Consider the following 25,511-nt stretch of genomic DNA (forward strand, 5'->3'; position numbering starts at 1 on the left):
AAACATGGCCAAGAAAGCACCGGAAATGGAAGAGTATAAATATGGCTTTCGTGACGAGCACAAGTCCATTTTCCAAACAGGTAAGGGTCTCACTCCGGAAATTGTAAAGGAAATCTCCAAAATTAAGGATGAGCCAGAATGGATGCTGGAGTTCCGTCTGAAAGCACTGAAACAGTTTGAAAAAATGCCAATGCCAAACTGGGGCGGAGATATGGATGAACTGGATTTCAACGATATCCAGTACTATGTAAGACCTTCCGAGAAACAAGGGAAGACATGGGAAGAAGTTCCGACGGAAATTAAAGAAACCTTTGATAAATTGGGTATTCCTGAGGCGGAACAAAAGTTTTTGGCTGGTGTATCCGCACAGTATGAATCGGAAGTTGTCTACCACAGTATGCAAAAGGAACTGGAAGATCAGGGCGTTATTTTCATGGATACCGATACGGCGTTGCGTGAGCATCCTGAGATTCTGAAAGAGTATTTTGCAACAGTTGTACCTCCTGCGGACAATAAGTTTGCAGCACTGAACAGTGCGGTATGGTCAGGCGGAAGCTTCATCTATGTACCAAAAGGTGTGAAATGTGAAGTTCCATTGCAGGCTTACTTCCGTATCAACTCGGAAAACATGGGTCAATTCGAGCGTACGCTCATTATTGCTGACGAAGACAGCTTTGTGCATTATGTAGAAGGCTGTACGGCTCCAATTTACAGCACGAACTCGCTGCATAGTGCGGTGGTGGAAATTATTTGTAAGAAGAACGCACGTGTTCGTTATACAACGATCCAGAACTGGGCACCAAACATCTATAACCTGGTAACCAAACGTGCGGTTGCTGAAGAGAATGCAACGATGGAATGGGTCGATGGTAACATCGGTTCCAAGTTGACGATGAAGTATCCAGCCGTTGTATTGAAAGGCCGTGGAGCGAAAGGGATGGTCTTGTCCATCGCTGTTGCAGGCAAAGGCCAGCATCAGGATGCAGGTGCGAAAATGATCCACTTGGCACCAGACACCACCTCCACAATTGTATCCAAGTCGATCAGTAAGCACGGCGGTAAAGTAACGTATCGCGGATTAGCTTCATTCGGTCGTCAGGCTCAAGGTGCAAAATCAAATATCAAGTGTGATACGTTGATTTTGGATAATCAATCAACTTCAGATACTATTCCTTATAATGAAATTATGAATGACGACATCACGCTTGAGCACGAAGCAACAGTTTCCAAGGTATCGGAAGATCAGCTGTTCTATCTGATGAGCCGTGGTTTGACTGAAGCAGAGGCAACGCAAATGATCGTTATGGGCTTTATTGAGCCGTTCACCAAAGAACTGCCGATGGAATATGCGGTAGAGATGAATCGTTTGATCAAGTTCGAAATGGAAGGTTCCATCGGTTAAAACGCAGTAATCCTTGGCGTGACAAGGTACTTGAGGTAATTAAAGCTGTTAGATCGGAGTCGTGCCGATTTGTGCTGACTCGGATTTTCTCTAGTATAGAAGGCGAACTTTTTAAGTTCGTCTTCTTTTATTTTTTCTGTGATGCCTAAGTCCATAAGCCTTCTTTCTACTACATAAAAAAATTATGCTCAGGACTGCGGATAGTTGCCTAGCACTTATGTATGTTTGCTTAATAGGATGTTGTGAGTGACATAAACATAAGGAGGCATGCCAACAGATGCAGAAGAATAAAGCTGGAGTGAAGAAGAAACCTCTCTCTTCTAAACAGACACAGAGACATGTACATGAATTTGAAGGTAGCACCAAACTGGCTGAAGAAGGTGCAGACCGACATAACCACCGCTTTGCAGGTGTTACTGGGCAAGCGATTCGAGTTGGAAGAAGTCATGTCCATGAAATCGATCTTACAAAAACTGATTTCGTGAACCACTTTCATAATCTGAAAAAAATTAGAACAGGACCAGCTATTCCAGTCGGAAATGGAAAACACGTACATTTTGTTACGGGCCAAACTACATTAAATGATGGTCATGTACACCAGTTTAATTTTGCAACATTAATTCAGGCACCTCTTATTTAATGAACGGTGGTTTGACCGAAGCTGAGGTAACACAAATAATTGTTATAGACAGCTGCTCATAAAGAATGAGAGCATCGTCTTCGATTTTTCGGTGATGTGTAAATTACTCGAAATAAATCAAAAAGCTCTGCTAACCATAAATGGTCGGCAGGGCTTTTTAGTCTTACATTGATTCTGTACTTCTTGATTAATGACCGGCTATGATTTTATGCCTTATGATAAGCCGCCTTATTCGAATTTTAAGTATATATTTTTTGTTTCATTTTTATGGTCAGTATCACCAATTAGCAATCTTTAATGTTGAGACAGCTCGTCTGCTACTTGTTTATTTATCTGAAGTTTTATGGTCTAAGTCATGATGTAATTCGGTTGCTGGTATTTTGGCACTATAGATTTGACCTTTGGCAACAGGCTTAGAGATGTACACATAGCTCCCGCTTCCATCCGGCGCACTTCCTGTTGCCCACAAACCTTCACTAGATTCTTCGCCTTCAGACAAATTCCAAAACTCATAAGCTTCAGGCTGAGACTCTTGCTCTGCTTCAGGAGGAAAAGAAGCCGGGACCACAACACCGTTTTTTTCTTCTAATTCTTGGATTGCCGCCATCCATTGGTACTGGTGATAGCGGTCACGTGCTAGCATTTTCCGTAGTGTAGCTCTGACGCTTTCATCTTGTGTCATATGATATAGCCTTGCTACCTGCAACCGACCCTGACTCTCTGCGTGCAAATTAGACCGCATATCCGCCAAAAGGTTGCCACTTGCGACGATATAAGAGCCGTTCCATGGAACTCCATTTGAATTACTAGGTAATCCACCAAGACCGCTGACCAGCAAGTGCTGCGGGTTAATTCCCCCCATAATGGCAGCTGTAACAGGGTCTTTTGCAGCTTGTTCTTGATCTTCTGGTTTAGCTCCATCAAGTAGTTGACTAATTAAAGCACACAGCATCTCCACATGCCCTACTTCTTCAGTTCCAATGTCCATTAGCATATCTTTATACTTCTGCTCACCGCGACAGTTAAACCCTTGAAATAAATATTGCATCATCACGGTCATTTCTCCAAATTGCCCTCCCAAAACTTCTTGTACCTGCCGGGCAAAAAGAGGATCAGGACGCTCCACTTTCACTTCAAACTGCAGCTCTTTTTGATGTCTAAACATAATTACTCCTCCTATAGTTAAAGCAGCTTAGTGAATTCTAACTGTATTTAACCTTTTCAAGATGTAATAAAACGAGGATCAGCATAACAACATTCTGATAGGAGTTTTTATATTTAACTATCTGTTTGTTTGGTTTGTATAAAAATTATTAAAGAGAAGCATATGTTTCACTTTAAAATAAAGAGTTCAAGGAGGATTTTTGCATTGTATTTTTATAAAGAAGATTTAATTAACTTAATAGTACCTGATAAGCCCGACCCGGCTGCTGCTAAAGTGATTCAAGAAGTATTAGGTGGTCGCTTCGGAGAAATGCGTACCATGATGCAGTTTTTCTTTCAAAGTAATAATTTTCGTGGTAATGCTGTGCAGTATAGGGACTTGATACGGGGAGTTTTTCTAGAGGAGCTTAGTCATGTTGAACTGGTCCAACATACTATAAATCAACTTCTGACTGGCTCAGGCGCAGACCAAGCCGGCGATGCCGGAATTGATCATGCTCCTTTAGATGAGGCGATAAAACACGCAAATCCTCATCATTTTATTATGGGAGCTCAAAGTTCCTTACCTGTTGATGCAAGTGGAAATCCTTGGCTAGGTAGTTATGTTTATTCCCACGGCAATCTGATTAGTGATTTGCTTGATAATCTCGTACTCGAATCTACAGGGGTTCTGCAAAAATCCCGAATTTACGAAATGAGCTCGAACAAAACATTCCGGGAAACGTTGGCTTTTTTGATTGTGCGGGATAATGCTCATCAAAATGCGTTTGCTAAAGCTTTAGAGACACTTGGAGTTGATTGGGGAAAATTGTTCCCGGTTCCAAACTACGATATTAACAAGTATCCAGAATGCCGGAAGTATGTTGAAATGGGCTTTCACAATGCACAGTTTAATTTTCGATTGGATTCTACCCGTATTGGAGAAATATTCAATGGGCAAACTCCAAGCAGAAACGGTGGGGATTTGAGTGTAGTGGATCCTCCAGAAGGTTTTCCTCTTCCGTATATGCCTGAATTGCCTAATGAACATAGCCCAGGTCTGCATGATCTTAACACTTAGGTTTAAACAAATAAGTAAGGATAGTAGCTAGGTTAATGTCCGTAACATAAAAAGAGGCTGTCCTTCGTAAAGAACCTACGAATCAAGGACAGTCTCTTTTTATTCGCGTAGCCTGTGCTTCGGCAAAACATTTCGTTCTACCGAAGTAACGCCGGGAGGCAGTAGTAGCGGATCAGGATTCCAAATAAATTTCATCAATGGATACATGGCGTTCTCTAGACAAATCTACATATTCATCATCGTTAATTCTCACTAAGGGTCTGAAGTAATCAGCAGGATTGTTGAGAATAATCGTTCCTGTCTGACCTGTAGTCAGCAGAACCTGCTTATTAATGAAATTAGGAAGCATGTGTCTGATGAACACTTGGGTAGCTTCTGGGTTTAGATGTCCAAAACTCATGCTGTGCAGCTCACGTAATACGGTGAGCAGCTCCTGCTTCGTCTGGTACACACGATTGGAAATCATCGCGCTATACACGTCGGCAATAGCTGTTATGCTGGCAAAAGGATGAATCTCTTCCTTGAACAGTCCATGGGGATATCCACTTCCATCTTCACGCTCGTGATGCTGCAGGGCGACAATTGCAGAAATCTCATCGCTGGTTGAATTGCGGATAATATCATAGCCATATAGCGAATGTTTTTTCATCTCATGGAATTCTTCGGGTGTCAGTTTATCCGGTTTGTTCAAAATTTCATCCGGTATCATGCACTTGCCTATATCATGTAAGTATCCAGCTTTACCGGCGGCATATGCTTCTTCTTCCGTATATCCAAGCCATGTGGCAATGTAATATGACAGTACGCCTACTTGGAGAGAATGATTATAGGTATAGTGATCTCCCCGTTCCATAATTAATAGCAGAGATACGACATCTTTTTGACGAGCCAGCTCTGAAACGAGAGGGCCGAACAGCTCATCCACTCGATATTCATCAAATTTTCCAGTTGAGGAGGCTTCGAGAAACATGCTTTCAAAGCCACTGATCGTCTGCTCCATGAGAGGAACGGCACGTTTGAGGGACTCGGGGGAAGCTGGGACATCGGGGGCAAAGTCAACCGGAATGCTCGCTGAACCGGCATCAATGTCGATATAATCGACACCGTGCATAATGAGTTTGGAAATATCGTCATGCTGTAGCTCGGTGCCCTGAATCATGACAGGTACACCGTGCCCATTGTATGTATCGGATTTGAGGCGATCTCCCGGTTTGGCATCGGTAACGTGTACTCTCATGCGCTAACCTCCTTATTGTCGTAAATTTGTCGAAAATACGAAACAAACTTAATATATCAAGAATTAAATGGGATGACAACGACTAATTTACTATTATTCCAAGCTGTAAAATAGGTCCCAGGAACCCGTTTCCTATCAGATACCTACAGTAAATAACGTCAATACTTTTCACTATGTTTATGATATGAGATTGCCCAGAGACTACAGCGAAGCTTAAGGACTATGTCCACTCATATGTACCATATTGCTAAATAACATGGTATGCTTAAACATTAGAAGCTCCAAAGTCGATATATATAAAGTATAGAGGAGGGCGGTTATGGAGATGACGACTCGGCAAACGTTGACCATTTTGCATACCAATGATATCCATAGTCATTTTGGCAGTATGCCTTCGATAGCCGCGATGATCGATGAACGAAGAGCCGCATCACGGGATGCGCTGCTTGTGCTCGACATAGGAGACCACATGGACCGGATGGCCCCCGAAACGGAAGGAACGCTCGGTGGGGCAAATGTGGATGTGATAAATCTAACAGGATACGATGCAATTACGATCGGTAACAATGAGGGACTGACTTTTACCCCGGATATGATTGAACAGGCATATGCGGGGATTCATTGTCCGGTCGTATGCGGCAATATAACAGAGCGTGCCACGGGGATGAGCCCTTCGTGGATGAAGGAATCCCTTATCGTAGATAAAGCAGGAATCAAGGTCGGTTTACTTGGTGCGACGGCTCCTTTTGTAGAGTTTTATCAATTGCTGGGCTGGGATGTGCTCAATCCGTTTGAGGTGCTGGGGAAGCAGATCGCGGCACTGAGAAAGCAGGTTGATGTTTTGGTCTTGATGTCGCACCTGGGTCTACCTTCCGATAAAAAATTAGCGTCGCAGTTTCCTGAAATTGACGTTATCCTTGGAGGTCACACCCATCATGTACTGGAGGAACCGCTTTGGATCGGAAAAACAGCTTTATGTGGGGCGGGTAAGTTCGGAACGCTGCTGGGTGAAGTGACACTAAGTCGTAACGATAGCCTCGAACCGTTTCGAGTCACATCGGGCGGCGTAGTTCCTGTGGATCAGACACTACTGGACGAAAAAGTGGCATCGGCCATTGTGGTGCATCGCAAACAAGCAGAGCGCGCCATGGAGAGCACAGTTGCAGTGGCGGATCGGAAACTGGAGATCGCATATGATCAGGAATCCCCTTTCGGGAATATGCTGGCACAAGCGGTGTCCCATTTTACAGGAACAGAAATTGCCCTCGTCAATGCGGGACAACTGCTCGGCCCATTACCTCAAGGGGATATCAGCAAAGGAATACTACATTCCTTATGCCCTTCGCCGATTAATGCCTGTGTTATGAAGTTGCGGGGAAGAGATATTCGGTTGGCGCTGGAGCAGTCCTTGCTGCCTGAATTTACAGACAAGCCCATGACGGGTTTTGGCTTCAGAGGCAAAGTGCTTGGCACGATGTGTGTGGAAGGCTTGGCCATTCAGTATGACCCTGGCCGTGCTCCTTATGAAAAAGTGACGGACATTCGTGTAGCGGGTCAACCTTTGGAAGAGCATGAGGAATACACAGTGGGCACGTTGGATATGTTCACTTTCAAAGCAGGTTATGAGGTGCTTGCGAACGGAACAGATCTCCGATTTATGCTTCCAGAATTTTTACGGGATATGATTGAAATGGAGTTGAAGCGTCCGGGCGCGATGGAAGAATGTTTTGCAGCTAGGTGGCTTCAGGTATCAAAACAATCGGGAGAGGATTAAGCTGCGACTGGTACCTGTTACATTATTGAGAGCCGGCATGAAGCTGGGCAAAAAAATATACAATGAAAACGGAATGGTGCTGCTCTCGGAAGGTGTTGAGCTTACTTCGCGATTGATTGAACGTCTAGGCCAAGTCGGTATTGGATATGTATACATTGAGGATGCTGTGACTGAAGATATCGTCATTCCTGAGATGATCCATGAACAGACAAGGGCCGCGGCGCTACAGGAAATCAAAAAGCAGTTTCAAGGTTTATCATCCTACTCCGTAGATCATAAGCACAAATATTTTGGCAAGTCATTTTATAAGGTGATGGAATCCATTCTGGACGATATTGGAGGCCGTCAGGACGCCGTCATTATGTTGATGGATATCGGGGCCGCGGATCAGGATTTGTATCATCATTCTTTGAACGTATGTTTATATTCACTAGTACTTGGGATATCCAATGGCTACGATAATAACCAGCTCATGGAGCTGGGGATAGGTTCACTACTGCACGATATTGGTAAAATGAAAATTTCACCTCAAGTACTCTATAAGCCGGGTAAATTGACGGATGAGGAATATGAGCATATGAAAACACACACGGTGATCGGCTACAAGCTGCTCAAAGACGAACCTGGCATTCCCTTATTGTCGGCTCATTGTGCATTACAGCACCATGAGCGTATCGACGGCAGTGGATACCCACACGGTTGGAAAAAGGACCAGATCCACGAATATGCGAAATGGATCGGTCTGGCCGACTCGTACGACGCAATGACAGCAAGTCGGATATACAAACAGGCTTTGTTGCCCTATGAAGCGATGGAAGTGCTGTACGCCGGGGCAGGAACGTTATATGAGCAGCGAATGCTGGAAGCCTTTCGTGACTGTGTAGCTATTTACCCCCTGGGACTCTCTGTGGTGCTCAACACGGGGGAAGAGGGGGTCGTGGTGCGTATACATCCCAAAATCCCGCAAAGACCCGTCATTCGCATTGTAAGAGACCGGGATGGGCAGGAAGTGAAGGCACCTTATGATGTGGATTTGTCCGTATCCCTCTCGGTTATGATTACAAACACATTGGGTGCTACTGTCGCCCCTTTCGGAGGAGTACACGTAGATTAGCAGATGATGTGGAAGAAAGTATGCAGACACTTTACACATCATGATATGATAATTATACGTCTTTTGAGGTTAATAACAGAAATAAGGTGAAAACATAATGACAGTTCTACAAAATAACACGCTACCCCAAATATCGCCAACCTATGATCCGTGGGACCCGATTGTCTCACTGCGTACACATGGTCGTCATTTGCTTACGAGTGTGGAGATGACCGTAACACATCTATGTAATATGCGCTGTGAGCATTGCGCTGTTGGCGATATGCTGGTTATGAAGGAGGCCCCTTTCCTTCCTCTAGACCTAATGCTGAAGCGTTTGGATGAAGTCGAGCATCTGGAGACGATCAGTATTACAGGTGGGGAACCTGCTTTACTCGATAAAACAGTGGATGAAGTAATCGTTCCACTGCTGAAATATGCCAAGGAGCGCGGTATTCGCTCGCAAATCAACTCCAATCTGACATTAGATATTCGCAGATATGAGAAGATGCTTCCTTATCTGGATGTGATGCATATTTCATTTAACTATTTGAATGCAGACGATTTTTATGAAGTGGGTTTTGCAAATACCGGCCGGCCGACTCCGCGTGCGGGTGCTGTTCGCCTGTATGAAAAAATGATGGAAAATGCCCGCAGATTGAGTGAAATGGGGATGTTCATTTCAGCTGAATCCATGATTAACTATCGGACACACACGAAGCTGGAGGGCATTCATCAATTAATCAACGAAATGGGATGCCGACGGCATGAGGTTCATCCAATGTATGCGTCGAATTTTGCCTCTGCTTTGCCTGTGCTTTCACTCGACGACATGCGGAACTCTATCCATAAGCTGCTGGATGTACGTAATCAGGACATGTGGATGTTGTTTGGTACATTACCGTTCTTTGCTTGTTCGGATCGGGAAGAAGACCGCAAACTGCTTCGACGCTTGCGTCAGGAACCGAATATTACGGTGCGTAATGATCCGGACGGAAGAAACCGTGTGAATGTGAATATGTTCACGGGTAGCGTGTATGTGACAGATTTTGCAGACATACCGGCTTTCGGAAATATTCAGGAAGATAGTCTGGACGATATTTTTGGTGAATGGCTGAATGAGCATCCGCTGAATCAGACTGTGAACTGTCATTGTGATGCCGCTGCCTGTTGTGGACCAAATCTGCTCGTGGCGGATATGTATTACAAAGGAATAGATTTTAAATCAAGAAAAGCATTACAACTATAGAAATGGGGAGTTCGTATTGGATGGTCATACCGAGTTTCATTGGGGATTGCTAGCTGTGAATCTCCTCTTGGTACTGCTGCTTGTCTTTCTAAATGGTGTATTTGTGGCCGCAGAATTTTCGCTGGTCAAAATGCGCCAATCCCGATTGACGCAGCTCCAAAGCGAGGGTCATCGCCTGGCAGGCTATGCGCTGAAGGTGAACCAAAAGTTGGATGCTTATCTGTCCGCCACCCAATTGGGCATTACACTGGCTTCATTGGGCTTGGGTTGGATTGGAGAGCCAGCAATATCCGGCTACCTGATAGAGCCACTCATGCACAAACTCGGTGTAACTGACGGTACACTGATTACAACGGTATCTGTTATCGTCGGATTTTGCGTAATTACCTTTTTGCATATTGTATTGGGGGAACTGGCGCCAAAGTCCTTAGCGATTCAGAAGACCGAAGGTGTGGCGTTGTTTTTATCGGCGCCTTTGCTGCTTTTTTATAAGGTCTTTCTGCCTGTGATCTGGGTATTGAATGCTGCGGCAAACTTGCTGTTGCGCGCATTCGGCATTCAGCCGGCGAGTGAAGCCGAAGCGGCTCATTCGGAGGAAGAGATTCGTATATTGATGAATCAGAGCGCCAAAAGCGGTGTGATTGATAAGGACGAAATTAAGCTGATGGATAATATTTTTGATTTTTCCGACTTGCTTGCCCGTGAAATCATGCTGCCGCGTACAGATATGGATTGTTTGTATACGAATTTGTCGTTTAAGGAAAATCTCAAGATCATCAGCGAGACCAAGCATTCCCGTTACCCGGTAGCGGTTGAGGATAAAGACCAGATTATCGGTTTTGTCCATATTACAGATCTTCTGCTAGCTGAGCAGGGAGAGCAACTGGATCTGGCTTCGGTGGTACGTCCTATTTTGAATGTGCCGGAGTCCATGGAAGTGAGTCACGTGCTACGCCTTATGCAGAAAAAACATTCCCAAATGACTCTCGTGGTAGATGAGTACGGCGGAACGGCCGGGCTGCTGACAGCGGAGGAAATTTTGGAGGAAATCGTCGGGGATCTCTATGATGAATTTGAGGATGAACGCCCGAGTGTGGAAATGAAGGAAAACTTCATCTCTGTGGACGGTCGTATGCTCATTGAGGATGTCAATGATTTGACTGGAGTGAACATTGAAGACGACGAGGTGGATTCCATCGGGGGATGGCTGTTCAAGGAATTGGAGGGCATTCCGGTGAAAGGGAAGAGAATTGAGTTTTATAACCTTACCTTTGAGGTGGAGGAAGCAACAAGGCTTCGCATAATGAGAGTGAAGATTCACCGCAAGCCTGAGCCTGTGATTGAAGATGAGCTTTCAGGTATGTAAGTTATTATAGAGTGCTGAAGAAAGAGCTTTTAGATCCACGTACCGTGGTTTTAAAGGCTCTTTTTTGATTAGAAACAGTTCTATAGTTATTTTCTTGAACAATTATTTTTATCTGTGATTTTTTGTTCGAGACTTGGGCGATGCGGCATATGTTGAATAGTAAAACAGATGGATCAATCAAAGGAGGTCCCGGCCCGTGAAATTTCCACAGCAAGGTGAGTATGCCCCGTTTGTCGGCCCGTTCGATCCGTGTCCGCCCGTTCTGTGTAAGACTTATGTGCTTCCGCCAAACTTGTTTATACAATTTCAGCCCCCTGGTCTACCACAATTCAGTCCAGATGAGGCGCTGACGAAGGGAACGCTATGGCCTTTGCTTTACAGCCCTTATGAGCCTAGGAGAAACCAGGGGGGAGGCGAATAGAATGGAGAATCCAAATCAGGGTCAGTCCCCATTCCAATTCCAGCAGCAAAATCAGCATGAGAGCGGGCAGCAACAGCCGAATCCATATCAAAGCCCTTATTCAAATCCGTATCCATACCAGAATCAGTATCAGAACCAAACTCAGGGCTATGGTCAAGCCGGAAACCCGGCCCAAGGCTGCACGCCCCAAACCAAGCCAGTTGATGCCCAGTTTTATGCGTTGCTGGAGAAGCTCCAAGCGGTGGATTTTGTGTTGGTGGAGCTGAATTTGTATCTGGATACGCACCCAGATGATTTACAGGCTATCGAACAGTTCAATAAGCTGACGCAGGAAAGAACGGCGATTGCTAACGAGTATCAGATGCTATATGGGCCTTTACAAAATTTTGGCCGTGCCTATTCCAAGTATCCTTGGGAGTGGAGTCAATCCCCTTGGCCGTGGCAGGTCTAGGTAGGTATAACCTTTTATAAAGGAGGAACATGAATGTGGGTATATGAGAAAAAACTGCAATATCCCGTACGTGTCAGCAAATGTGATCCTCATATGGCCAAACTGCTTATGGAGCAGTATGGTGGAGCGGATGGCGAACTGGCAGCGGCATTGCGCTATCTGAATCAGCGCTATACGATTCCCGATAAGGTAATTGGCGTACTGAACGACATAGGCACGGAAGAATTTGCGCATCTCGAGATGATTGCGACTATGATTTATAAGCTGACCAAGGATGCGAGCGTGGAGCAAATGAAGGCAGCTGGGCTAGGGGAATATTACGCGGCGCACGATCATGCGCTATATTATCAAAACGCAGGCGGGGTTCCTTTTACAGCGGCCTATATTCAAGCCAAAGGCGACCCGATTGCCGATCTATATGAGGACATAGCGGCAGAGGAAAAGGCTCGAGCTACATATCAGTGGCTGATTGATCTGACAGACGATGTGGATTTGCAGGATAGTCTGAAGTTTCTGCGTGAACGTGAAGTGATTCATTCGCTGCGTTTTCGTGAATCAGTGGAAATTTTGAAGGGGGAAAGAGACCGGAAGAAAGTCTTTTAAGGTATTTTGTAAGGAGGGCCATCTGCAAATGCAGGTGGCCTTTTTTTTTAGGGTTAAATCTACATAGAAGCACCTGTCAGAGACAGGACAGGCGATATAGCTGTTCATAACCTCAAACAATCAACTCAAACCTATCCCCTAATATTAGTTGCTTGGAACGATGGATTTTTTGGCCGTCTGGACTACAAACTGTGCTTTTAATACAAAGTAGAGGATAACCTTCCTCAATATTTAAATAGGTGGCTACATCAAAGGAAGCAAACTCCATAAATATATATTTTCTTGATATTCCAAATGTAATCTTGTGTTTATTTTTTAAAATATCATAAAGAGATATATTATTTAAATCTTCTTGTAATAAAAAAGAAAAAGAAGAAGGGAAACGTGAATACTCTACAGATACCGGCACATTGTCAGCATACCTGATTCTTTCTATATTGATTACTTTATCCCCTGGCATTAAATCTAAATGTTCCTGGTCTGATGCTGTAGCATCTTCAATCACGCATTTTATTACTTTTGCACCAGGCACTTTATTTTGTAATTTACAAGTATCGCTAAATCCAATGGTCTCTACGACATTTTTTTTGATTTTATCTTTTGTAATAAATGTTCCTTTTCCCGGAATCCGTACCAAGTAACCTTCAGAGGTAAGTGAATCAAGTGCCGCACGGACAGTTACACGACTCACATTATTGGTTTCACTTAATTCTAATTCTGTAGGGAGTTTGTCTCCTGGTTTTAGGGTACCGTTGTGGATGGAATCTAAAATTCTTTCTTGCAGCTGTCTATATAACGGCGAAGATTCTGAATGATCAATCATGCGGTCAACCTCCAAATCAAGTTTTTATAAATGTATTATATTGTTTTATATCGGGATGCTTATATTATAACAGTATATACAATTTATGAATAGCTTGTAAGCCCTTGCAACTAGGGGTCCTCCCTTTAAAAATCGGGGATAGTTGAAGCGATGCTCTAGAAAAAGTAGCAAAGTGTTATTGCTTCATGTATTGTTTTGTGTTATTGTTTCATTATAACATTCCAATACATACACCGGTGTGGAATGGAAAACAAGGAAATGTATCATACAAGGAGGAAATGGTAATGGAAATCAAAAAAATTATTGAAGAAATTGTAGCAAATAAACAAGAGGCTGGCGGTATTAAGCAGGTATATTATGTAGCTTGCGGTGGTTCTTATGGTGCTTTTTATCCTGCAAAAACATTTCTTGAAAAAGAAGCAAAGGAAGTTAAGGTAGGTCTTTATACCAGTAATGAGTTTGTGCATAACACACCTAAGGCATTTGGAGAAAATTCAGTACTGGTAGTGGCATCACATAAAGGTAATACACCAGAGACTGTGAAAGCCGCAGAATTAGGTAGAACAGCAGGAGTTCCAGTTATTGCATTAACATGGGTTGAAGATTCTCCTATTACGGAACAAGCAGACTATGTGGTGAAGTACACATTTGGGGATGGTAAAGATATTGCCCGCGAAAAAACCATGAAAGCACTAATGACGGCAGTAGAGGTATTAAATCAGACCGAGGGATATGAGCAATATGATAAATTCCTGGACGGAGTAGGAAAAATAGATCGAATTGTTAAAAATGCATGCAAACACGTGGAAAAGCGTGCTCTGGCTTTTGCGAAAAACCATAAAGATGATTCCGTAATCTACACCATGGCAAGCGGAGCTGGCTACGGGGCTGCCTATATGCAAAGCATCTGCATTTTTATGGAGATGCAATGGATTAACTCTTCCAGCATACATTCAGGTGAATATTTCCATGGACCATTTGAGATTACTGATGCTGAAATACCATTTGTCATTCAGGTCTCTGAAGGAAGTACCCGACCTTTAGATGAAAGAGCGTTAAAGTTCCTTAACCGTTATACCCAGAGAGTAGAGGTTTTAGACGCAAAGGATTTAGGACTGTCTACCATTGACAGCTCTGTCGTTGATTACTTCAATCATTCCCTATTTAATAATGTTTACCCCGTTTATAACCAAGCTTTGGCCATTGAAAGAGCGCATCCGCTTACAACTCGTAGATATATGTGGAAGGTTGAATATTAATCTTTTAGCAACCTTTAGAGGGGATATTCTTATGGAACAATATAAGGTTATTGGCATTGGTGACAATGTAGTAGATAAATATGTCCACCAGGGTATGATGTACCCTGGTGGAAATGCCTTGAACTTTTGTGCGTATGCCAGAATGTGTGGTATGGAGGCATCTTATTTAGGAAAGTTTGGTAATGATTATATAGCTCAGTATATTCAAAAGGTTATAGACGATTTAGAGATAGAACATAACCATTGCCGGATTTTTGAAGGGGAAAATGGGTATGCACGGGTTACATTGGAAGACGATGATCGTGTATTTCTGGGTTCCAATAAAGGCGGTATTGCAAAGGAAAATGCCTGGGATTTTACAGAAAATGACTTGAACTACATTAAAAATTTCTCCGTGATTCATACCAGTCTAAACAGCTATATAGAGCAGGATCTCGCAACATTTAAAAAAACGAATGTGCCTATCTCCTATGATTTCTCGGTACGCTGGAATGATGAATATTTAGAACAAATATGCCGGTATGCGGACATTTCATTCCTTTCATGCAGTCATTTAACGGAAAGTGAAAGAAAAAGAGAAATGCTAAAAGCACAGAAATTCGGTTCTAAAATAGTGATTGGTACTGTGGGAGAAAATGGATCAGTTGCTCTCTATAAAGATCAATGGATGCACCAGCCGGCAGTATTAACGGATACCGTGGATACGATGGGAGCGGGTGACTCTTATATAACCGCTTTTATTGTAGAGATGATTAAAAGCTCTAAAGCCGGTAAGATTTTCTACGGTGAAGATGAGGATATGCTTCGGAGTATCAAAGCAAGCATGGAAAAAGGAGCGGTTTTTGCGGCTAAAATATGCCAGATAAACGGAGCTTTTGGCCACGGCACACCAATTCGTTGTTCTGACTCGAAAGAATAAGCATGATAAGAATTTTGTAAGCGTATTCAGTGAAGGGCGGCTACGCCCTTGTAGATAATGAAAGATCGGTAAAGTTCGTAAAATCAAAAAAAGGGAGAATTCTTATGTTTTGGTTTGAGCTATTGATCATCTTTTTACTCATTTTCTTCGGCGCTAGAGTTGGCGATGTTTTTATGGGCTTGCTCGGTGGAGTGGGCGTAGCGATTTTTGTATTTATCTTTCATGTCCAACCAGCGGCCCCTCCCATTGATGTAATGCTGATCATTTTAGCGGTTGTATTGGCTGCCTCTGCGCTGCAGTCTTCAGGTGGACTTAACTTACTCGTCCAGATTGCAGAGAAAATGCTTAGTAAGTCACCTAAGAATATTACAATAATAGCTCCAATCATATCCTGGTTATTTACCTTCTTATCAGGAACCGGGCATGTCGTATATAGTTTATTGCCTATTATCAATAAGCTTGCCATTGATAATGATATCAGACCGGAAAGACCCATTTCAAATAGTATCATCGCTTCCCAGCAGGCAATAACTTGCTCACCGGTTTCAGCGGCCACTGCTGCTATGATTGGATTTATGTCACCCCTTGGAGTAAGTTTGGGGACCATATTGGTCATTTCCATACCTGCTACACTCTTAGGTGTCATTACAAGTGCGGTGTGCACGTTGCGTAAAGGGAAAGAATTGTCTGAAGATTCGGAATATTTGCATAGATTGGCAGAAGGCTTAATTGAAAAATCAGAAAAGAAGGCTGAGAAAAAAGAAACTTCAAAAGGAGCGAAAGCCGCTGTTGTTATCTTTTTGATGGGAGTTTTAGCCATTGTTATTATGGGCATGTTTACTCAACTGCGTCCATCCTGGGAGCTAAATGGAGAGGTTACTAGTCTATCAATGCCGCATACCATTGAAATGATTATGCTAGTTTGCGCTACTATGATTATTATCGTATGCCGCCCGACGATTGAAACAATTCTTAACGGACCCATATTCAGGGCAGGGGCGCTGGCTATGGTCTGTGCCTTTGGGTTAGCCTGGATGAGCAGTACCTTTATAAACGGACAAACCGCTTTTATCCAAGATCATGTTGCTACGATTGTAAATAGCCATCCGTGGATGCTTGCCGTTATCATGTTTATCGTTGCTGCTTTAACTACGAGTCAAGGTGTCACGACATTAATTATGATACCTATTGCTATTGCCCTTGATCTGCCTACCTACATCATAATTGGAGCGTGGATGGCTGTAAATGCGAACTTCTTTTTACCAGTATCTGCTCAGTGCCTTGCTGCCATATCTTTTGATACAGCGGGTACGACTAAAATTGGTAAATATGTATTGAACCACAGTTTTATGATACCTGGAATGATTAATATTATTTTATCTGTAATATTAGCTACTTTAATTGGAAGCGTTTTAATATAGAGCGTCGTGTAAAAAGGAGGTATCTAATTATTATGGTACAGATATCACAAGTTGCGGCTGCAAACTATCATTATAAAAGATATTCTTTGGAGTATTTTTTAGAATCTGTTGCAAGGCTAGGATTCCATAATATTGAATTGTGGGCTTCAGGTCCACATCTCCATTTAGACTATCTGACGTATCAGGATATAAAAAAATTAAATAAAAAAGTAAAAGAAAGAGGGTTAAAGACGATCTGCTTTACCCCTGAGCAGTATGTCTACCCGGTAAGCATCAGTCATCCTGATCCAGAGTATAGAAAGAGAAGTGTTGAGTTTTTTTGCCGGCATATTGAAGCTGCATCTTTGCTGGAATGTGACAAAGTGTTAGTGACCACAGGCATCGCATACTTGGATGTTGATGAGACAGAAATGTGGAAATGGTGCAGAGAATCTTTAGGCGAAATCTGTAAAACAGCAGAAAAAGAGGGGATTTACCTTCCTATGGAGGCTTTTACCTCTTTTACTACACAGGTGTTTAATAGAGTCGAGCACATTTCCAAGATGATAAAAGAAGTTGGGAGTCCTTATTTAAAAGGTTTAGCGGATACAGATGTGATGGAAACTACAGGAAAGGATACCATTCATGATTTTATAAGGGAACTGGGAAATAATTTAATGCATGTACATTTTGTGGATGGTAATCCTGGAGGACATCTGGTTCCCGGAGAAGGCCAATTAGCAATGGCGGAAGTGTTAAAGGAGCTTAACAATATAGATTATAAGGGATATCTAGGTCTGGAATTATTGGATAGAAGGTATGTTATGAATCCAGAAAAAGCCCTAAGGGATTCGCTCACGTGGTTCGAAAAACACCTGGAATGATTGAAAGAGGAGCGACTTTCTACTATTTTATATCACGAATTTTAAATCAAGAAAGTCGATTCCCTATAGGAGGAATCGACTTTCTTAAGTACGCCTAGCATGGGTGTTAATTCCAGAGTGGGAAATCCCGAACGGGAACTGGCAAGTCCCTGCCCTTAGCCAGTGTTCGTCTTCCTTATTTCTGTTGCTCTAGCTGTGCAAAATATTGCTCGTTATATAAAACACTTGGATGAGTAGGATGGTGCAACTGAGCTATGCGATGATGCGATTTTGCCTTTTCAATGTCGCCGATTCGGTCGTAACACAGGCATAATTGCAAGTGTGGAAACCAGGTATAGTACGACGAATTGGTTAAGGCCATCACATCTTGTGGGGGCTCGATCAGCGTCGCCTGACGAAACCAGTAAATGGCTTGAGTATACTGCTCATCTTCAATGAACAAATTGCCAAAGGCACAGCAGAACTGGGCGCGTGGTACATCGAGGTTGAGTGTGCGAAGCAGTGCCATACGCTGCTCCTGTTTTTGACCCTGGTGGGCGTAGCAATCTGCTAGCTTAAAGCAAGCAGCAATCCGATCCTCAATCCATCCTTGATTGAGCCCCAGATAGTGTTCGTACTGCTGGATGGCTTCTAGTATGCGTCCGTTATCATATAGTTCATTAGCGAAGTAATAGTGATCTCGCTCAGAAAATGCAGTGCCTTTCTCCCGGTGCTGGAGATAAATATGTAAATTACGGTCAGTGTAGGCACGTGTCTTTTTATGAGTCACTGCCATATCGCTGTGAAAGGTGCTGCCAGTCACATTCAGGAATTCGTGCACAAAGCCGATCCATCTGAATCTACGATCACGCCGCACCATTCGGTTTCTTTTGAGCTTATGCAGCGGCTGCCCCTGTTCATCTACAGATAGTACATAATCCATCGTAATGCTGTCATACGAGACGGTGGCTTGTTTTTTCCAGTCGAGAAATGCCAGTCGATCTTGCTCCTCTAGGATGTCATCAGCATCCAGCCAAAATTGATATTCCTGTGTTGCCTGATCAAACGCATAATTGCGGGCTGCGGAGAAATCATCGCACCATTCAAAATTGTATACCCGAGCATTGAACGATGCAGCGACCTCTTGGGTTCTGTCGGTAGAACCAGTATCAACGATAATGATTTCATCTACTAGGTCATGGACTGATTTCAGACAGGTATGAAGGGCTTCTTCTTCATTTTTGACAATCATACATAAGCTGACAGTTACCATGCTCTTTGTCCCCCCCCAAAAAACTTGGTATAATCTCCATTTTATTAGGATAGCTTGCTCATTATGTAGTAATTCCTATGGATCGTTTAGAGGATGTGTGATGATCATAAATTCAATCTTGCTCTAATAAATTAGAAAATCAAAGTCTGATATGAAGAGGAGGAGATTGTGCAAAATTCGATATTATCAAGTGCGACCGGGAAATAAATTTGATGGCTAAATGTAGTTAGAAAACCGGTAACAGAAAAAAGGCAGTTAACTGGAGGGTAAGATTGTATTTTTGTATGGATGTCGTTTTCATTGATATTTCCAGGTGTAAGTCCATTCATACTACTTCACTCCCATATCGCTTGGTCGCAATTATGGTATGTCTTAGGGCATGGAGGGAGAACGGTTTATGAGGCTTCTACCTGATGGAGGCGTTGAATCATGCGTATACTAATCGGTAGCCCGGTGCACCAGAAGCCGGAAATATTGTCTTTATTTCTTCAAGCTTTGGAGCGACTGGAGGCACCTGATGTGCTGCCGGATTATTTATTTGTCGATGATAATGACAATCCGACTTCAAGCCAATGGCTTGCCGATTTTTCCAATCGGCTGCCGGGCAGGGTTTTACCCTTGTTGACAGGCTCACAGCAAGTAGAGAACCGAAGTGATGAGCACACTCATTATTGGCCGCCTGCCCTCGTCTGGAAAGTGGCTGGCTTTAAAAATCGTCTTATTGATTATGCACTTCAGCATAATTATGACGCGCTGTTTTTGGTCGATTCTGACCTGATTCTCCATTCCCGTACCTTATGTAAGCTGGTGGAGGCGGAGAAGGATATTGTATCTGAGATTTTCTGGACACGCTGGCAGCCGGAGGGGCCTCTATTGCCTCAGGTGTGGGTTAGTGATGAATATAATTTGTTCCATCGTGAAGAAGGCGAAGTGTTGTCGGCAGAGGAGAGAGCGCAACGCGAGTTGCATTTCATACACCAATTGCATGTTCCTGGTTTGTACGAGGTGGGTGGTCTAGGCGCTTGCACCCTAATCCGCAGACGTGCACTGGAAGCAGGGATTCACTTTGGTAAAATCAAAAACGTTTCCTATTGGGGAGAAGATCGACATTTTTGTATTCGAGCAGCTGCATATGGATTTCCACTTTTTGTGGATACACACTATCCGGCGATGCATCTGTACCGGGAAGCGGACAGAATGAAAGCAGAGCAGCTACTACTCGCCCTAAAGTATTTTACAACGAGTGGTGTTCATACGGACCATTCAGAACATTTAGCATATCTGGATTACTCCGATACTTCTACTAACTCTCCTGCCTTCAATCGTTCTGCATCATCAAGTCCCTCTAAGTTCCCTGAACCTCCTGTTATACCGTATGATCTCCGTGAGTCAGCTGTCTTTGCCAAGTACACTGCAGATTCTTTTACTGTACCACAAACATTCTCTGGTCCACGACAAAGTGAACTTCATACGCCGCCTGTCTCCAAACCCAAATTGACGCTGACTATGACGGTATACAATGAGGCAGATCGCAAGCTCATTGACGTGCTGCGGAGTCATCGGGAATATATTGATGAAGCGGTCATTATTGATGATGGTAGTCAGGATGATAGCGGAGAGTTGTGCCGTGAGATTCTAAAGGGAATCCCACTGCGTTTAATACGCAATGAAACAGCTTCTTTTACCAATGAATTAGAGCTGCGTAAGCAGCAGTGGAGAGAGACGTTGGCTTCCTCTCCCGAATGGATATTAAACATGGACGCTGACGAAATGTTCGAATCCCGTTTTGCTCAAGGGGTACATTCGTTGTTAGCGGGAACGAAAGCCGATACGATTTGTTTCAGGTTGTTTGATATGTGGTCTTCCACGCATTACCGTGATGATGATTATTGGCAGGCTCATCGGTATTACCGTCCATTTTTGATTCGGTATAAGGAAGGGTTCTCTTATAAATGGAAGGAGCAGTCCTTGCACTGTGGGAGATTTCCCGAAAATGTGCTTAACCTTCCCAGTGAAATCAGCAACTACCGCATCCAGCATTGGGGATGGTATACACCTGCTATTCGCATGGCCAAATTTCAGCGTTACCAGTTGCTTGATCCAAGTGCTCGTTATGGCTGGAAAGAGCAATATGAATCTATTTTGGACCCGAACCCCCGACTCACGCTCTGGGTGGATCAGGACAACATAAATGTAGAAAAAGAAACTACACCAGAATATGAAGCTGCCCACCAGGTAAACGACATGGATGTTGCCGAGATTTCGAGTGTTCAGGTTATTGATAATTCCGATCTGCAAATAAAAAGTGAAACCAAGGACTTACTTTATAGTAAATGCAAACTGTGTGGCTCATCTGACACGGCAGTGTTTCATAGCTATGAACGCTTTACCTTGATGGGATGCGGTTCCTGCGGATTGGTTTTTCGTAATGATGTGGATCATATACGCCCAGAAGATATGATTGCAGAGATTTATAATGCCAAATGGGTTGCTATGCGGGATAGTGCAGCAGCGTCAACTTATGGAGATCATACCCTTTTTGGACTCATGCTGCTGGATATGTTCAGTACCGGTAAAGGAAAATTGCTTGAGATTGGATCAGGTACCGGAGAATTTATCCATGCTGCCCTTCAAGCCGGCTGGGATGCAGTGGGCATTGAACCTTCCATAGACTCGCGTGCTTACGCCAAATACAAATATGACGTGGATTTATTGCCGGGTTACTGGGGCGATGAAGCCGAAGAAGATACTCAAACCCAAGAAGCACATGAAATACAGGAATTGAATGAAGCCGAAGAAGAAGATACTGATACTGATTTACCACTGGATCACAAATACGAGGCCGTAGCATGCTGGCATGTGCTGGAGCATATTGCGGACCCAGTTGCATTTTTGACAGATTTACGCGAACAGCTTCAACCTGACGGAACGATCTATATTACGGTGCCCAACAAAAATTCGTTCACCAATGAGGCTTATGGCGTTTACTCGCCTTTATTTACGGAGGAAGATCATTTGTATCATTATTCTGAGCATACGCTTGCGCTCTTACTGGCAAAGTCCGGCTTGCGCCCGGTGGCTTTGTTCACCCGCCAGCTTCCCTCTGGTTTAGATGCCTTGCTGCAAGCCCATCCTTTGTACGGTGAGCTTACCCTTACGGAGCAAATGGGATTGTTAGCCAAACTTCAAGGCGAGAAACGGGGTCATGAACTGTGCTGTGTCGCAAGGGTAATTTAGTCATCCCCAAAAGGAGGCAGTATCCATGAACATGTCTGATCCGTATCTGTCTCGCTTTTTTGTATATTCTGACCCCAACTCCTCCAACATGATTTACAGACTCCCCCAAAGCTGGTGGAGTCGCCCCTATGAGTATGAGTGGTGTCTCCAATTTATGTCTGGGCAAGACACAGTACTGGACGCAGCATGTGGAATCCCTCATCCATTCAAATTTGAGTTGGCCCGCCGTTGCGCTCAGGTCTATGCCTGCGATCTGGATATACGGATCGTTTCCGTGGATGCCATTTTGGCCGAGGTGCGGCGGGATATCGGAGAGGAGGCTGCCGAGCGCATTCAGGAGATTTTACCAGTTCGTCTCCACTCTGCACATGCCAATCTGACGGCTCTACCCTATGAGGATGCCAGTTTTGACAAAATTGTATGTATCTCGGTACTGGAGCATTTAACGCCTGATGAATCTTTGGCAGCCTTACGTGAATTTCACCGGACTTTACGGGATGACGGAATGCTTCTGCTGACGTTTGATTATCCTACAGTGGACTTATCAGCGATGGAGCAATGGATAGAGCAGGCGGGATTTTCGTATTGGAATGGTGTGGATATCAAGCTTCCACGGGGTGCTTTACACACGGATATGTGGGGCGGTCTGCATTGTTTTAGGACTGTTTTAAAAAAATATAAGAGTTAGCGGTATGCGCAATGAGGTTTACACGGACCTCTCTTATTGCTTATCATGAGAGGGGTTAGAGTTGTAAACCTACATAGGAAAGGAATGACTGATAACTACATGAACAATGCACCTGTGTTGAAGAAACCTGAGGCTATGGTATTTGATATGGACGGTACACTTTTTCAGACGGAGACGCTATTGCTTCCTGCGTACCACAAGCTGTTTGATACGCTGCGCGCCGAAGGGCTTTATGAAGGAGAGACTCCTCCCGAGGAGCTTATTTTGAATAGTTTGGGTATGTTGCTGGATGAAATCTGGAGAAGAGTGATGCCGGAAGCCAGCGAAGCGGCCCACAGAAGAGCGGACGAGCTGCTGCTTCAGCTGGAGCTGGAGGGATTGAAGAGCGGAAGTCATGCCCTGTATCCACATGTAAAAGAAACACTTCAGTCCCTTCATGAGCAAGGTGTCCGATTGTTCGTAGCCAGCAACGGGCTGGAGGATTATGTAAAAGGGATCGCTGCTGCGTATGAAATGGTTCCCATTTTTGAAGGACTGTACAGCGCTGGGGAGTACAGCACGCTTTCCAAAGTGAATTTGCTGGAAATCCTGTTGAGCAAGCACGATATTTCGAATGTATGGATGGTAGGAGATCGCTCCTCAGATGTGGAAGCAGGCAAAAAGAACGGACAGACGGTGATCGGTTGTGCTTATGCTGGATTTGGCGTGAACGATGAGTTGAAGGGGTCTGATGCGATTATTACGGACTTTACGCAACTGCTTACACTTTATAAAAACGCCGAGTAACTGTGAAACACAGGTTAATGGTTATAAATAGGCTTGACGTACCATATAAATAAAACATGCTAGCACTGTCGGGCAGACGAAAAAGAAAGGAAGGCAGCCACTTTACGCGGAGCCTTCCTTTGTCTTATTCTCAGTCTTACTCTCTGCTTTATCTTCTGTTTTATCTTCTGCTTTGTAGTCCGTCTGAGGCTTTGGATTAATTTGTGTGTGGTAGACCCACAAGGCATATTCCATGGGCTTGGCGATAGAACGGCGATAGGTATCTTTTTCTCCAATACGTGAAAATACCTCGCGGGCTGGTTTCGGGTTGACTTCCAGCACGTATATATGACCGTCCTTATTAATTGCCAAATCGAGCGCAAGCTCGCACAATGCCCCGTAGCTTTCTTCCAGATACGCAGCGATGTCCAGTCCGAGTTTTTCCCCCTGCTTGATGATTTTCTCTCTACGGCCCTCATCACGAATCCATTGCGTCAGCAATTGGTTCATCGGTACCGCCTTGCCTCCACCATGCAGGTTGGAAGTGACACTCCGATGTGCCCCGATTCGCCCGGCGCATCCGGTTAGCTCCCATACTCCTTGGCTATTTTTCTGCACCAGCATACGGTAATCATGGACCCTGCCATTCGGCAACTGCACAGGAATGCCTTCCTGAACAATGTAGTTATCCATGTTCCAGCTGCTCAGACGCGGCTCCAGACGGTCTAGACGTACCCGCTGCTGGGGAATAATATGGCGTTTGCGATTGCGGCCTTCAATCAGATACAGGCCCCCTTGCTTGTTAACAGGCTCAATACGTAAAATGCCGCGTCCTCCCGTACCGTTAATCGGCTTGAGGTACACTAATGAATTCTGTTTGAGCATCCGTTTTACACTATGAAATCCATTGAACAGCTCTGTTGCAGGCAAATGGGGGCGAAAGGCAGACCTTCTCGCAAGCTGCTGATGAATGACCCACTTGTTACTCAGCGGTCGGTTTAAATATACAAGGTCTGTATACTGCAATCGAAACTGCTTTAACTGACGATATCGTTCACTGCGCTGTACTCGGCAACGGTCGAAAATCATATCTGGGAACTCTCGCCACTTTCGGCTCCATTTTCCGCTATGTGGATCATAGATTTGGGCAAGGAGCAGCCTGCGATCCTTATGGACATCTGCTGGAGTAAATACATACATATCCAGTCCCAGTCTTTTCCCTTCTGCAATCATGCGCTCATATATATCACGTTCCTCCAATTGCTTCTTGTTGTTTAAATACAAGGTCATGATGCCTAGGACAGGTTTTGGCACAGCATTCCACCTTCCTCTGCCGTCTGCTTATCTTGGGATAACTCCCCGTGAAATATCAGCGTGGGTTTCCCGGTCGGTCCAGTCGTCATTTCATGCGCAACCAGTCCAGCGCGGAAACAGGTTTTGAGACTGGCCATATTGTCGGCGGCTACGCTGCACGTCAGACGGCGCAGCTGTTTGAGCTGGGCGGACAGCAGTCTAGCGCCCAGTCTGCGGCCCCGGTAAAGCGGACGAACAATTACGATGCAAGCATCCTTCCCGTAATTCAGAGCGAGGGAAAATCCCGCAATCCGCAGCCCCTTCTCCGTGCGCACATATGCGCACAGGAGGGAGGAACCAGGGGTGTTCAATTGCTCCGGCGTCAAAACAGCCAACTGCCGCAGAGCATTACGAGTAATGCGCATGCCCCCTGAGCTGCGGGCCAGAAACAGTAACTGTCGTCGTCTCAGCAGCCAGCTCCGGGCAGGCAATTGTTGAACATCGCTAATTTGCGGCATGATTCCACTTCCT

23 protein-coding genes are annotated in these 25,511 nt (G+C 44.3%); 17 read left to right on the forward strand and 6 right to left on the reverse strand.

Annotated elements, in window-relative coordinates; translation table 11 throughout:
• Positions 1 to 4 precede the first annotated feature (4 nt).
• Both sufB and ACUYLD_RS03120 read left to right on the forward strand, forming a co-directional pair.
• Positions 5 to 1,402, forward strand: a complete 1,398-nt coding sequence (sufB, locus tag ACUYLD_RS03115; protein ID WP_013309556.1) for a Fe-S cluster assembly protein SufB — start codon at positions 5 to 7, stop codon at positions 1,400 to 1,402.
• A gap of 277 nt (positions 1,403 to 1,679) precedes the next feature.
• Positions 1,680 to 2,042: a YmaF family protein gene (locus ACUYLD_RS03120; RefSeq protein WP_254349356.1), complete on the forward strand. Its 363-nt coding sequence runs from the start codon at positions 1,680 to 1,682 to the stop codon at positions 2,040 to 2,042.
• A 325-nt stretch (positions 2,043 to 2,367) separates the two neighbouring features.
• Here ACUYLD_RS03120 and ACUYLD_RS03125 read toward each other — a convergent pair whose 3' ends face one another.
• Positions 2,368 to 3,207, reverse strand: a complete 840-nt coding sequence (locus ACUYLD_RS03125; protein ID WP_446674395.1) for a manganese catalase family protein — start codon at positions 3,205 to 3,207, stop codon at positions 2,368 to 2,370.
• A 204-nt stretch (positions 3,208 to 3,411) separates the two neighbouring features.
• Here ACUYLD_RS03125 and ACUYLD_RS03130 point away from each other — a divergent pair, with 204 nt between their 5' ends.
• A complete protein-coding gene (locus ACUYLD_RS03130; RefSeq protein ID WP_165176019.1) occupies positions 3,412 to 4,266 on the forward strand; it encodes a manganese catalase family protein in 855 nt (284 codons plus the stop codon).
• Positions 4,267 to 4,438: 172 nt separating this feature from the next.
• Here ACUYLD_RS03130 and ACUYLD_RS03135 read toward each other — a convergent pair whose 3' ends face one another.
• A complete protein-coding gene (locus tag ACUYLD_RS03135; protein ID WP_446674396.1) occupies positions 4,439 to 5,503 on the reverse strand; it encodes an HD-GYP domain-containing protein in 1,065 nt (354 codons plus the stop codon).
• A gap of 319 nt (positions 5,504 to 5,822) precedes the next feature.
• Here ACUYLD_RS03135 and ACUYLD_RS03140 point away from each other — a divergent pair, with 319 nt between their 5' ends.
• The 7 genes from ACUYLD_RS03140 to ACUYLD_RS03170 all read left to right on the forward strand — a co-directional run bounded on the left by ACUYLD_RS03140 (position 5,823) and on the right by ACUYLD_RS03170 (position 12,460).
• Positions 5,823 to 7,277 carry a bifunctional metallophosphatase/5'-nucleotidase gene (locus ACUYLD_RS03140; RefSeq protein ID WP_446674397.1) on the forward strand — a complete coding sequence of 485 codons (1,455 nt, stop codon included), beginning with the start codon at positions 5,823 to 5,825 and terminating at the stop codon, positions 7,275 to 7,277.
• Positions 7,231 to 8,391, forward strand: a complete 1,161-nt coding sequence (locus ACUYLD_RS03145; RefSeq protein ID WP_061831692.1) for an HD-GYP domain-containing protein — start codon at positions 7,231 to 7,233, stop codon at positions 8,389 to 8,391. The genes ACUYLD_RS03140 and ACUYLD_RS03145 overlap by 47 nt, the downstream gene beginning before the upstream one ends.
• 97 nt (positions 8,392 to 8,488) lie before the next feature.
• The gene (yfkAB, locus tag ACUYLD_RS03150) at positions 8,489 to 9,619 is read left to right on the forward strand and encodes a radical SAM/CxCxxxxC motif protein YfkAB (RefSeq protein ID WP_023987890.1); all 1,131 of its coding nucleotides are present in this window, start codon (positions 8,489 to 8,491) and stop codon (positions 9,617 to 9,619) included.
• Between the two features lie 16 nt (positions 9,620 to 9,635).
• Positions 9,636 to 10,985, forward strand: a complete 1,350-nt coding sequence (locus tag ACUYLD_RS03155; RefSeq protein ID WP_254325995.1) for a hemolysin family protein — start codon at positions 9,636 to 9,638, stop codon at positions 10,983 to 10,985.
• 196 nt (positions 10,986 to 11,181) lie between these two features.
• A complete protein-coding gene (locus tag ACUYLD_RS03160; RefSeq protein ID WP_061831695.1) occupies positions 11,182 to 11,406 on the forward strand; it encodes a spore coat associated protein CotJA in 225 nt (74 codons plus the stop codon).
• A gap of 1 nt (position 11,407) precedes the next feature.
• Positions 11,408 to 11,857 (forward strand): spore coat protein CotJB, encoded by a 450-nt coding sequence (locus ACUYLD_RS03165; protein WP_446674398.1) that lies wholly within the window; start codon positions 11,408 to 11,410, stop codon positions 11,855 to 11,857.
• A gap of 33 nt (positions 11,858 to 11,890) precedes the next feature.
• On the forward strand, positions 11,891 to 12,460 hold the full coding sequence (locus tag ACUYLD_RS03170; protein WP_061831696.1) for a manganese catalase family protein: 570 nt from the start codon (positions 11,891 to 11,893) through the stop codon (positions 12,458 to 12,460).
• 112 nt (positions 12,461 to 12,572) lie between these two features.
• On the opposite strand, the gene ACUYLD_RS03175 is transcribed toward ACUYLD_RS03170, so the two are convergent.
• A complete protein-coding gene (locus ACUYLD_RS03175; protein WP_254349360.1) occupies positions 12,573 to 13,283 on the reverse strand; it encodes a GntR family transcriptional regulator in 711 nt (236 codons plus the stop codon).
• 284 nt (positions 13,284 to 13,567) lie between these two features.
• Here ACUYLD_RS03175 and ACUYLD_RS03180 point away from each other — a divergent pair, with 284 nt between their 5' ends.
• From ACUYLD_RS03180 to ACUYLD_RS03195, 4 genes are all read left to right on the forward strand, one after another.
• Positions 13,568 to 14,542 (forward strand): SIS domain-containing protein, encoded by a 975-nt coding sequence (locus ACUYLD_RS03180; protein ID WP_302057233.1) that lies wholly within the window; start codon positions 13,568 to 13,570, stop codon positions 14,540 to 14,542.
• A gap of 31 nt (positions 14,543 to 14,573) precedes the next feature.
• Complete coding sequence (locus tag ACUYLD_RS03185) at positions 14,574 to 15,461, forward strand: PfkB family carbohydrate kinase (protein ID WP_446674399.1); 888 nt, start codon at positions 14,574 to 14,576, stop codon at positions 15,459 to 15,461.
• A gap of 104 nt (positions 15,462 to 15,565) precedes the next feature.
• On the forward strand, positions 15,566 to 16,882 hold the full coding sequence (locus ACUYLD_RS03190) for an anaerobic C4-dicarboxylate transporter family protein (RefSeq protein WP_250261862.1): 1,317 nt from the start codon (positions 15,566 to 15,568) through the stop codon (positions 16,880 to 16,882).
• A 32-nt stretch (positions 16,883 to 16,914) separates the two neighbouring features.
• Positions 16,915 to 17,745 (forward strand): sugar phosphate isomerase/epimerase family protein, encoded by an 831-nt coding sequence (locus tag ACUYLD_RS03195; RefSeq protein ID WP_254349362.1) that lies wholly within the window; start codon positions 16,915 to 16,917, stop codon positions 17,743 to 17,745.
• 175 nt (positions 17,746 to 17,920) lie between these two features.
• On the opposite strand, the gene ACUYLD_RS03200 is transcribed toward ACUYLD_RS03195, so the two are convergent.
• On the reverse strand, positions 17,921 to 18,997 hold the full coding sequence (locus tag ACUYLD_RS03200; protein WP_446674400.1) for a glycosyltransferase: 1,077 nt from the start codon (positions 18,995 to 18,997) through the stop codon (positions 17,921 to 17,923).
• A 429-nt stretch (positions 18,998 to 19,426) separates the two neighbouring features.
• On the opposite strand from ACUYLD_RS03200, the gene ACUYLD_RS03205 reads away from it, so the two are divergent.
• The 3 genes from ACUYLD_RS03205 (at position 19,427) to ACUYLD_RS03215 (ending at position 23,708) form a co-directional block, all read left to right on the forward strand.
• Positions 19,427 to 22,234: a methyltransferase domain-containing protein gene (locus tag ACUYLD_RS03205; protein WP_446674401.1), complete on the forward strand. Its 2,808-nt coding sequence runs from the start codon at positions 19,427 to 19,429 to the stop codon at positions 22,232 to 22,234.
• A gap of 25 nt (positions 22,235 to 22,259) precedes the next feature.
• Positions 22,260 to 22,922 carry a class I SAM-dependent methyltransferase gene (locus ACUYLD_RS03210; protein ID WP_446674402.1) on the forward strand — a complete coding sequence of 221 codons (663 nt, stop codon included), beginning with the start codon at positions 22,260 to 22,262 and terminating at the stop codon, positions 22,920 to 22,922.
• An 84-nt stretch (positions 22,923 to 23,006) separates the two neighbouring features.
• Positions 23,007 to 23,708: an HAD hydrolase-like protein gene (locus ACUYLD_RS03215; RefSeq protein ID WP_081112510.1), complete on the forward strand. Its 702-nt coding sequence runs from the start codon at positions 23,007 to 23,009 to the stop codon at positions 23,706 to 23,708.
• Positions 23,709 to 23,810: 102 nt separating this feature from the next.
• On the opposite strand, the gene ACUYLD_RS03220 is transcribed toward ACUYLD_RS03215, so the two are convergent.
• Both ACUYLD_RS03220 and ACUYLD_RS03225 read right to left on the reverse strand, forming a co-directional pair.
• Entirely contained in the window at positions 23,811 to 25,001 is a 1,191-nt protein-coding gene (locus ACUYLD_RS03220) for a YheC/YheD family endospore coat-associated protein (RefSeq protein WP_061831700.1), read from the reverse strand.
• A complete protein-coding gene (locus ACUYLD_RS03225; RefSeq protein ID WP_069291587.1) occupies positions 24,983 to 25,498 on the reverse strand; it encodes a GNAT family N-acetyltransferase in 516 nt (171 codons plus the stop codon). The genes ACUYLD_RS03220 and ACUYLD_RS03225 overlap by 19 nt, the downstream gene beginning before the upstream one ends.
• Between the last annotated feature and the right edge of the window lie 13 nt (positions 25,499 to 25,511).

The organism is Paenibacillus sp. SER-28, assembly GCF_052906305.1.

What these genes read in the sequence shown, in the direction of transcription:
- sufB (WP_013309556.1), top strand. Translation starts at nt 5, where the DNA reads ATGGCCAAGAAAGCACCGGAAATGGAAGAGTATAAATATGGCTTTCGT.
- ACUYLD_RS03120 (WP_254349356.1), top strand. Translation starts at nt 1,680, where the DNA reads ATGCAGAAGAATAAAGCTGGAGTGAAGAAGAAACCTCTCTCTTCTAAA.
- ACUYLD_RS03125 (WP_446674395.1), bottom strand. Translation starts at nt 3,207, where the DNA reads ATGTTTAGACATCAAAAAGAGCTGCAGTTTGAAGTGAAAGTGGAGCGT.
- ACUYLD_RS03135 (WP_446674396.1), bottom strand. Translation starts at nt 5,503, where the DNA reads ATGAGAGTACACGTTACCGATGCCAAACCGGGAGATCGCCTCAAATCC.
- ACUYLD_RS03140 (WP_446674397.1), top strand. Translation starts at nt 5,823, where the DNA reads ATGGAGATGACGACTCGGCAAACGTTGACCATTTTGCATACCAATGAT.
- yfkAB (WP_023987890.1), top strand. Translation starts at nt 8,489, where the DNA reads ATGACAGTTCTACAAAATAACACGCTACCCCAAATATCGCCAACCTAT.
- ACUYLD_RS03165 (WP_446674398.1), top strand. Translation starts at nt 11,408, where the DNA reads ATGGAGAATCCAAATCAGGGTCAGTCCCCATTCCAATTCCAGCAGCAA.
- ACUYLD_RS03170 (WP_061831696.1), top strand. Translation starts at nt 11,891, where the DNA reads ATGTGGGTATATGAGAAAAAACTGCAATATCCCGTACGTGTCAGCAAA.
- ACUYLD_RS03175 (WP_254349360.1), bottom strand. Translation starts at nt 13,283, where the DNA reads ATGATTGATCATTCAGAATCTTCGCCGTTATATAGACAGCTGCAAGAA.
- ACUYLD_RS03180 (WP_302057233.1), top strand. Translation starts at nt 13,568, where the DNA reads ATGGAAATCAAAAAAATTATTGAAGAAATTGTAGCAAATAAACAAGAG.
- ACUYLD_RS03185 (WP_446674399.1), top strand. Translation starts at nt 14,574, where the DNA reads ATGGAACAATATAAGGTTATTGGCATTGGTGACAATGTAGTAGATAAA.
- ACUYLD_RS03190 (WP_250261862.1), top strand. Translation starts at nt 15,566, where the DNA reads ATGTTTTGGTTTGAGCTATTGATCATCTTTTTACTCATTTTCTTCGGC.
- ACUYLD_RS03195 (WP_254349362.1), top strand. Translation starts at nt 16,915, where the DNA reads ATGGTACAGATATCACAAGTTGCGGCTGCAAACTATCATTATAAAAGA.
- ACUYLD_RS03200 (WP_446674400.1), bottom strand. Translation starts at nt 18,997, where the DNA reads ATGGTAACTGTCAGCTTATGTATGATTGTCAAAAATGAAGAAGAAGCC.
- ACUYLD_RS03205 (WP_446674401.1), top strand. Translation starts at nt 19,427, where the DNA reads ATGCGTATACTAATCGGTAGCCCGGTGCACCAGAAGCCGGAAATATTG.
- ACUYLD_RS03210 (WP_446674402.1), top strand. Translation starts at nt 22,260, where the DNA reads ATGAACATGTCTGATCCGTATCTGTCTCGCTTTTTTGTATATTCTGAC.
- ACUYLD_RS03215 (WP_081112510.1), top strand. Translation starts at nt 23,007, where the DNA reads ATGACTGATAACTACATGAACAATGCACCTGTGTTGAAGAAACCTGAG.
- ACUYLD_RS03225 (WP_069291587.1), bottom strand. Translation starts at nt 25,498, where the DNA reads ATGCCGCAAATTAGCGATGTTCAACAATTGCCTGCCCGGAGCTGGCTG.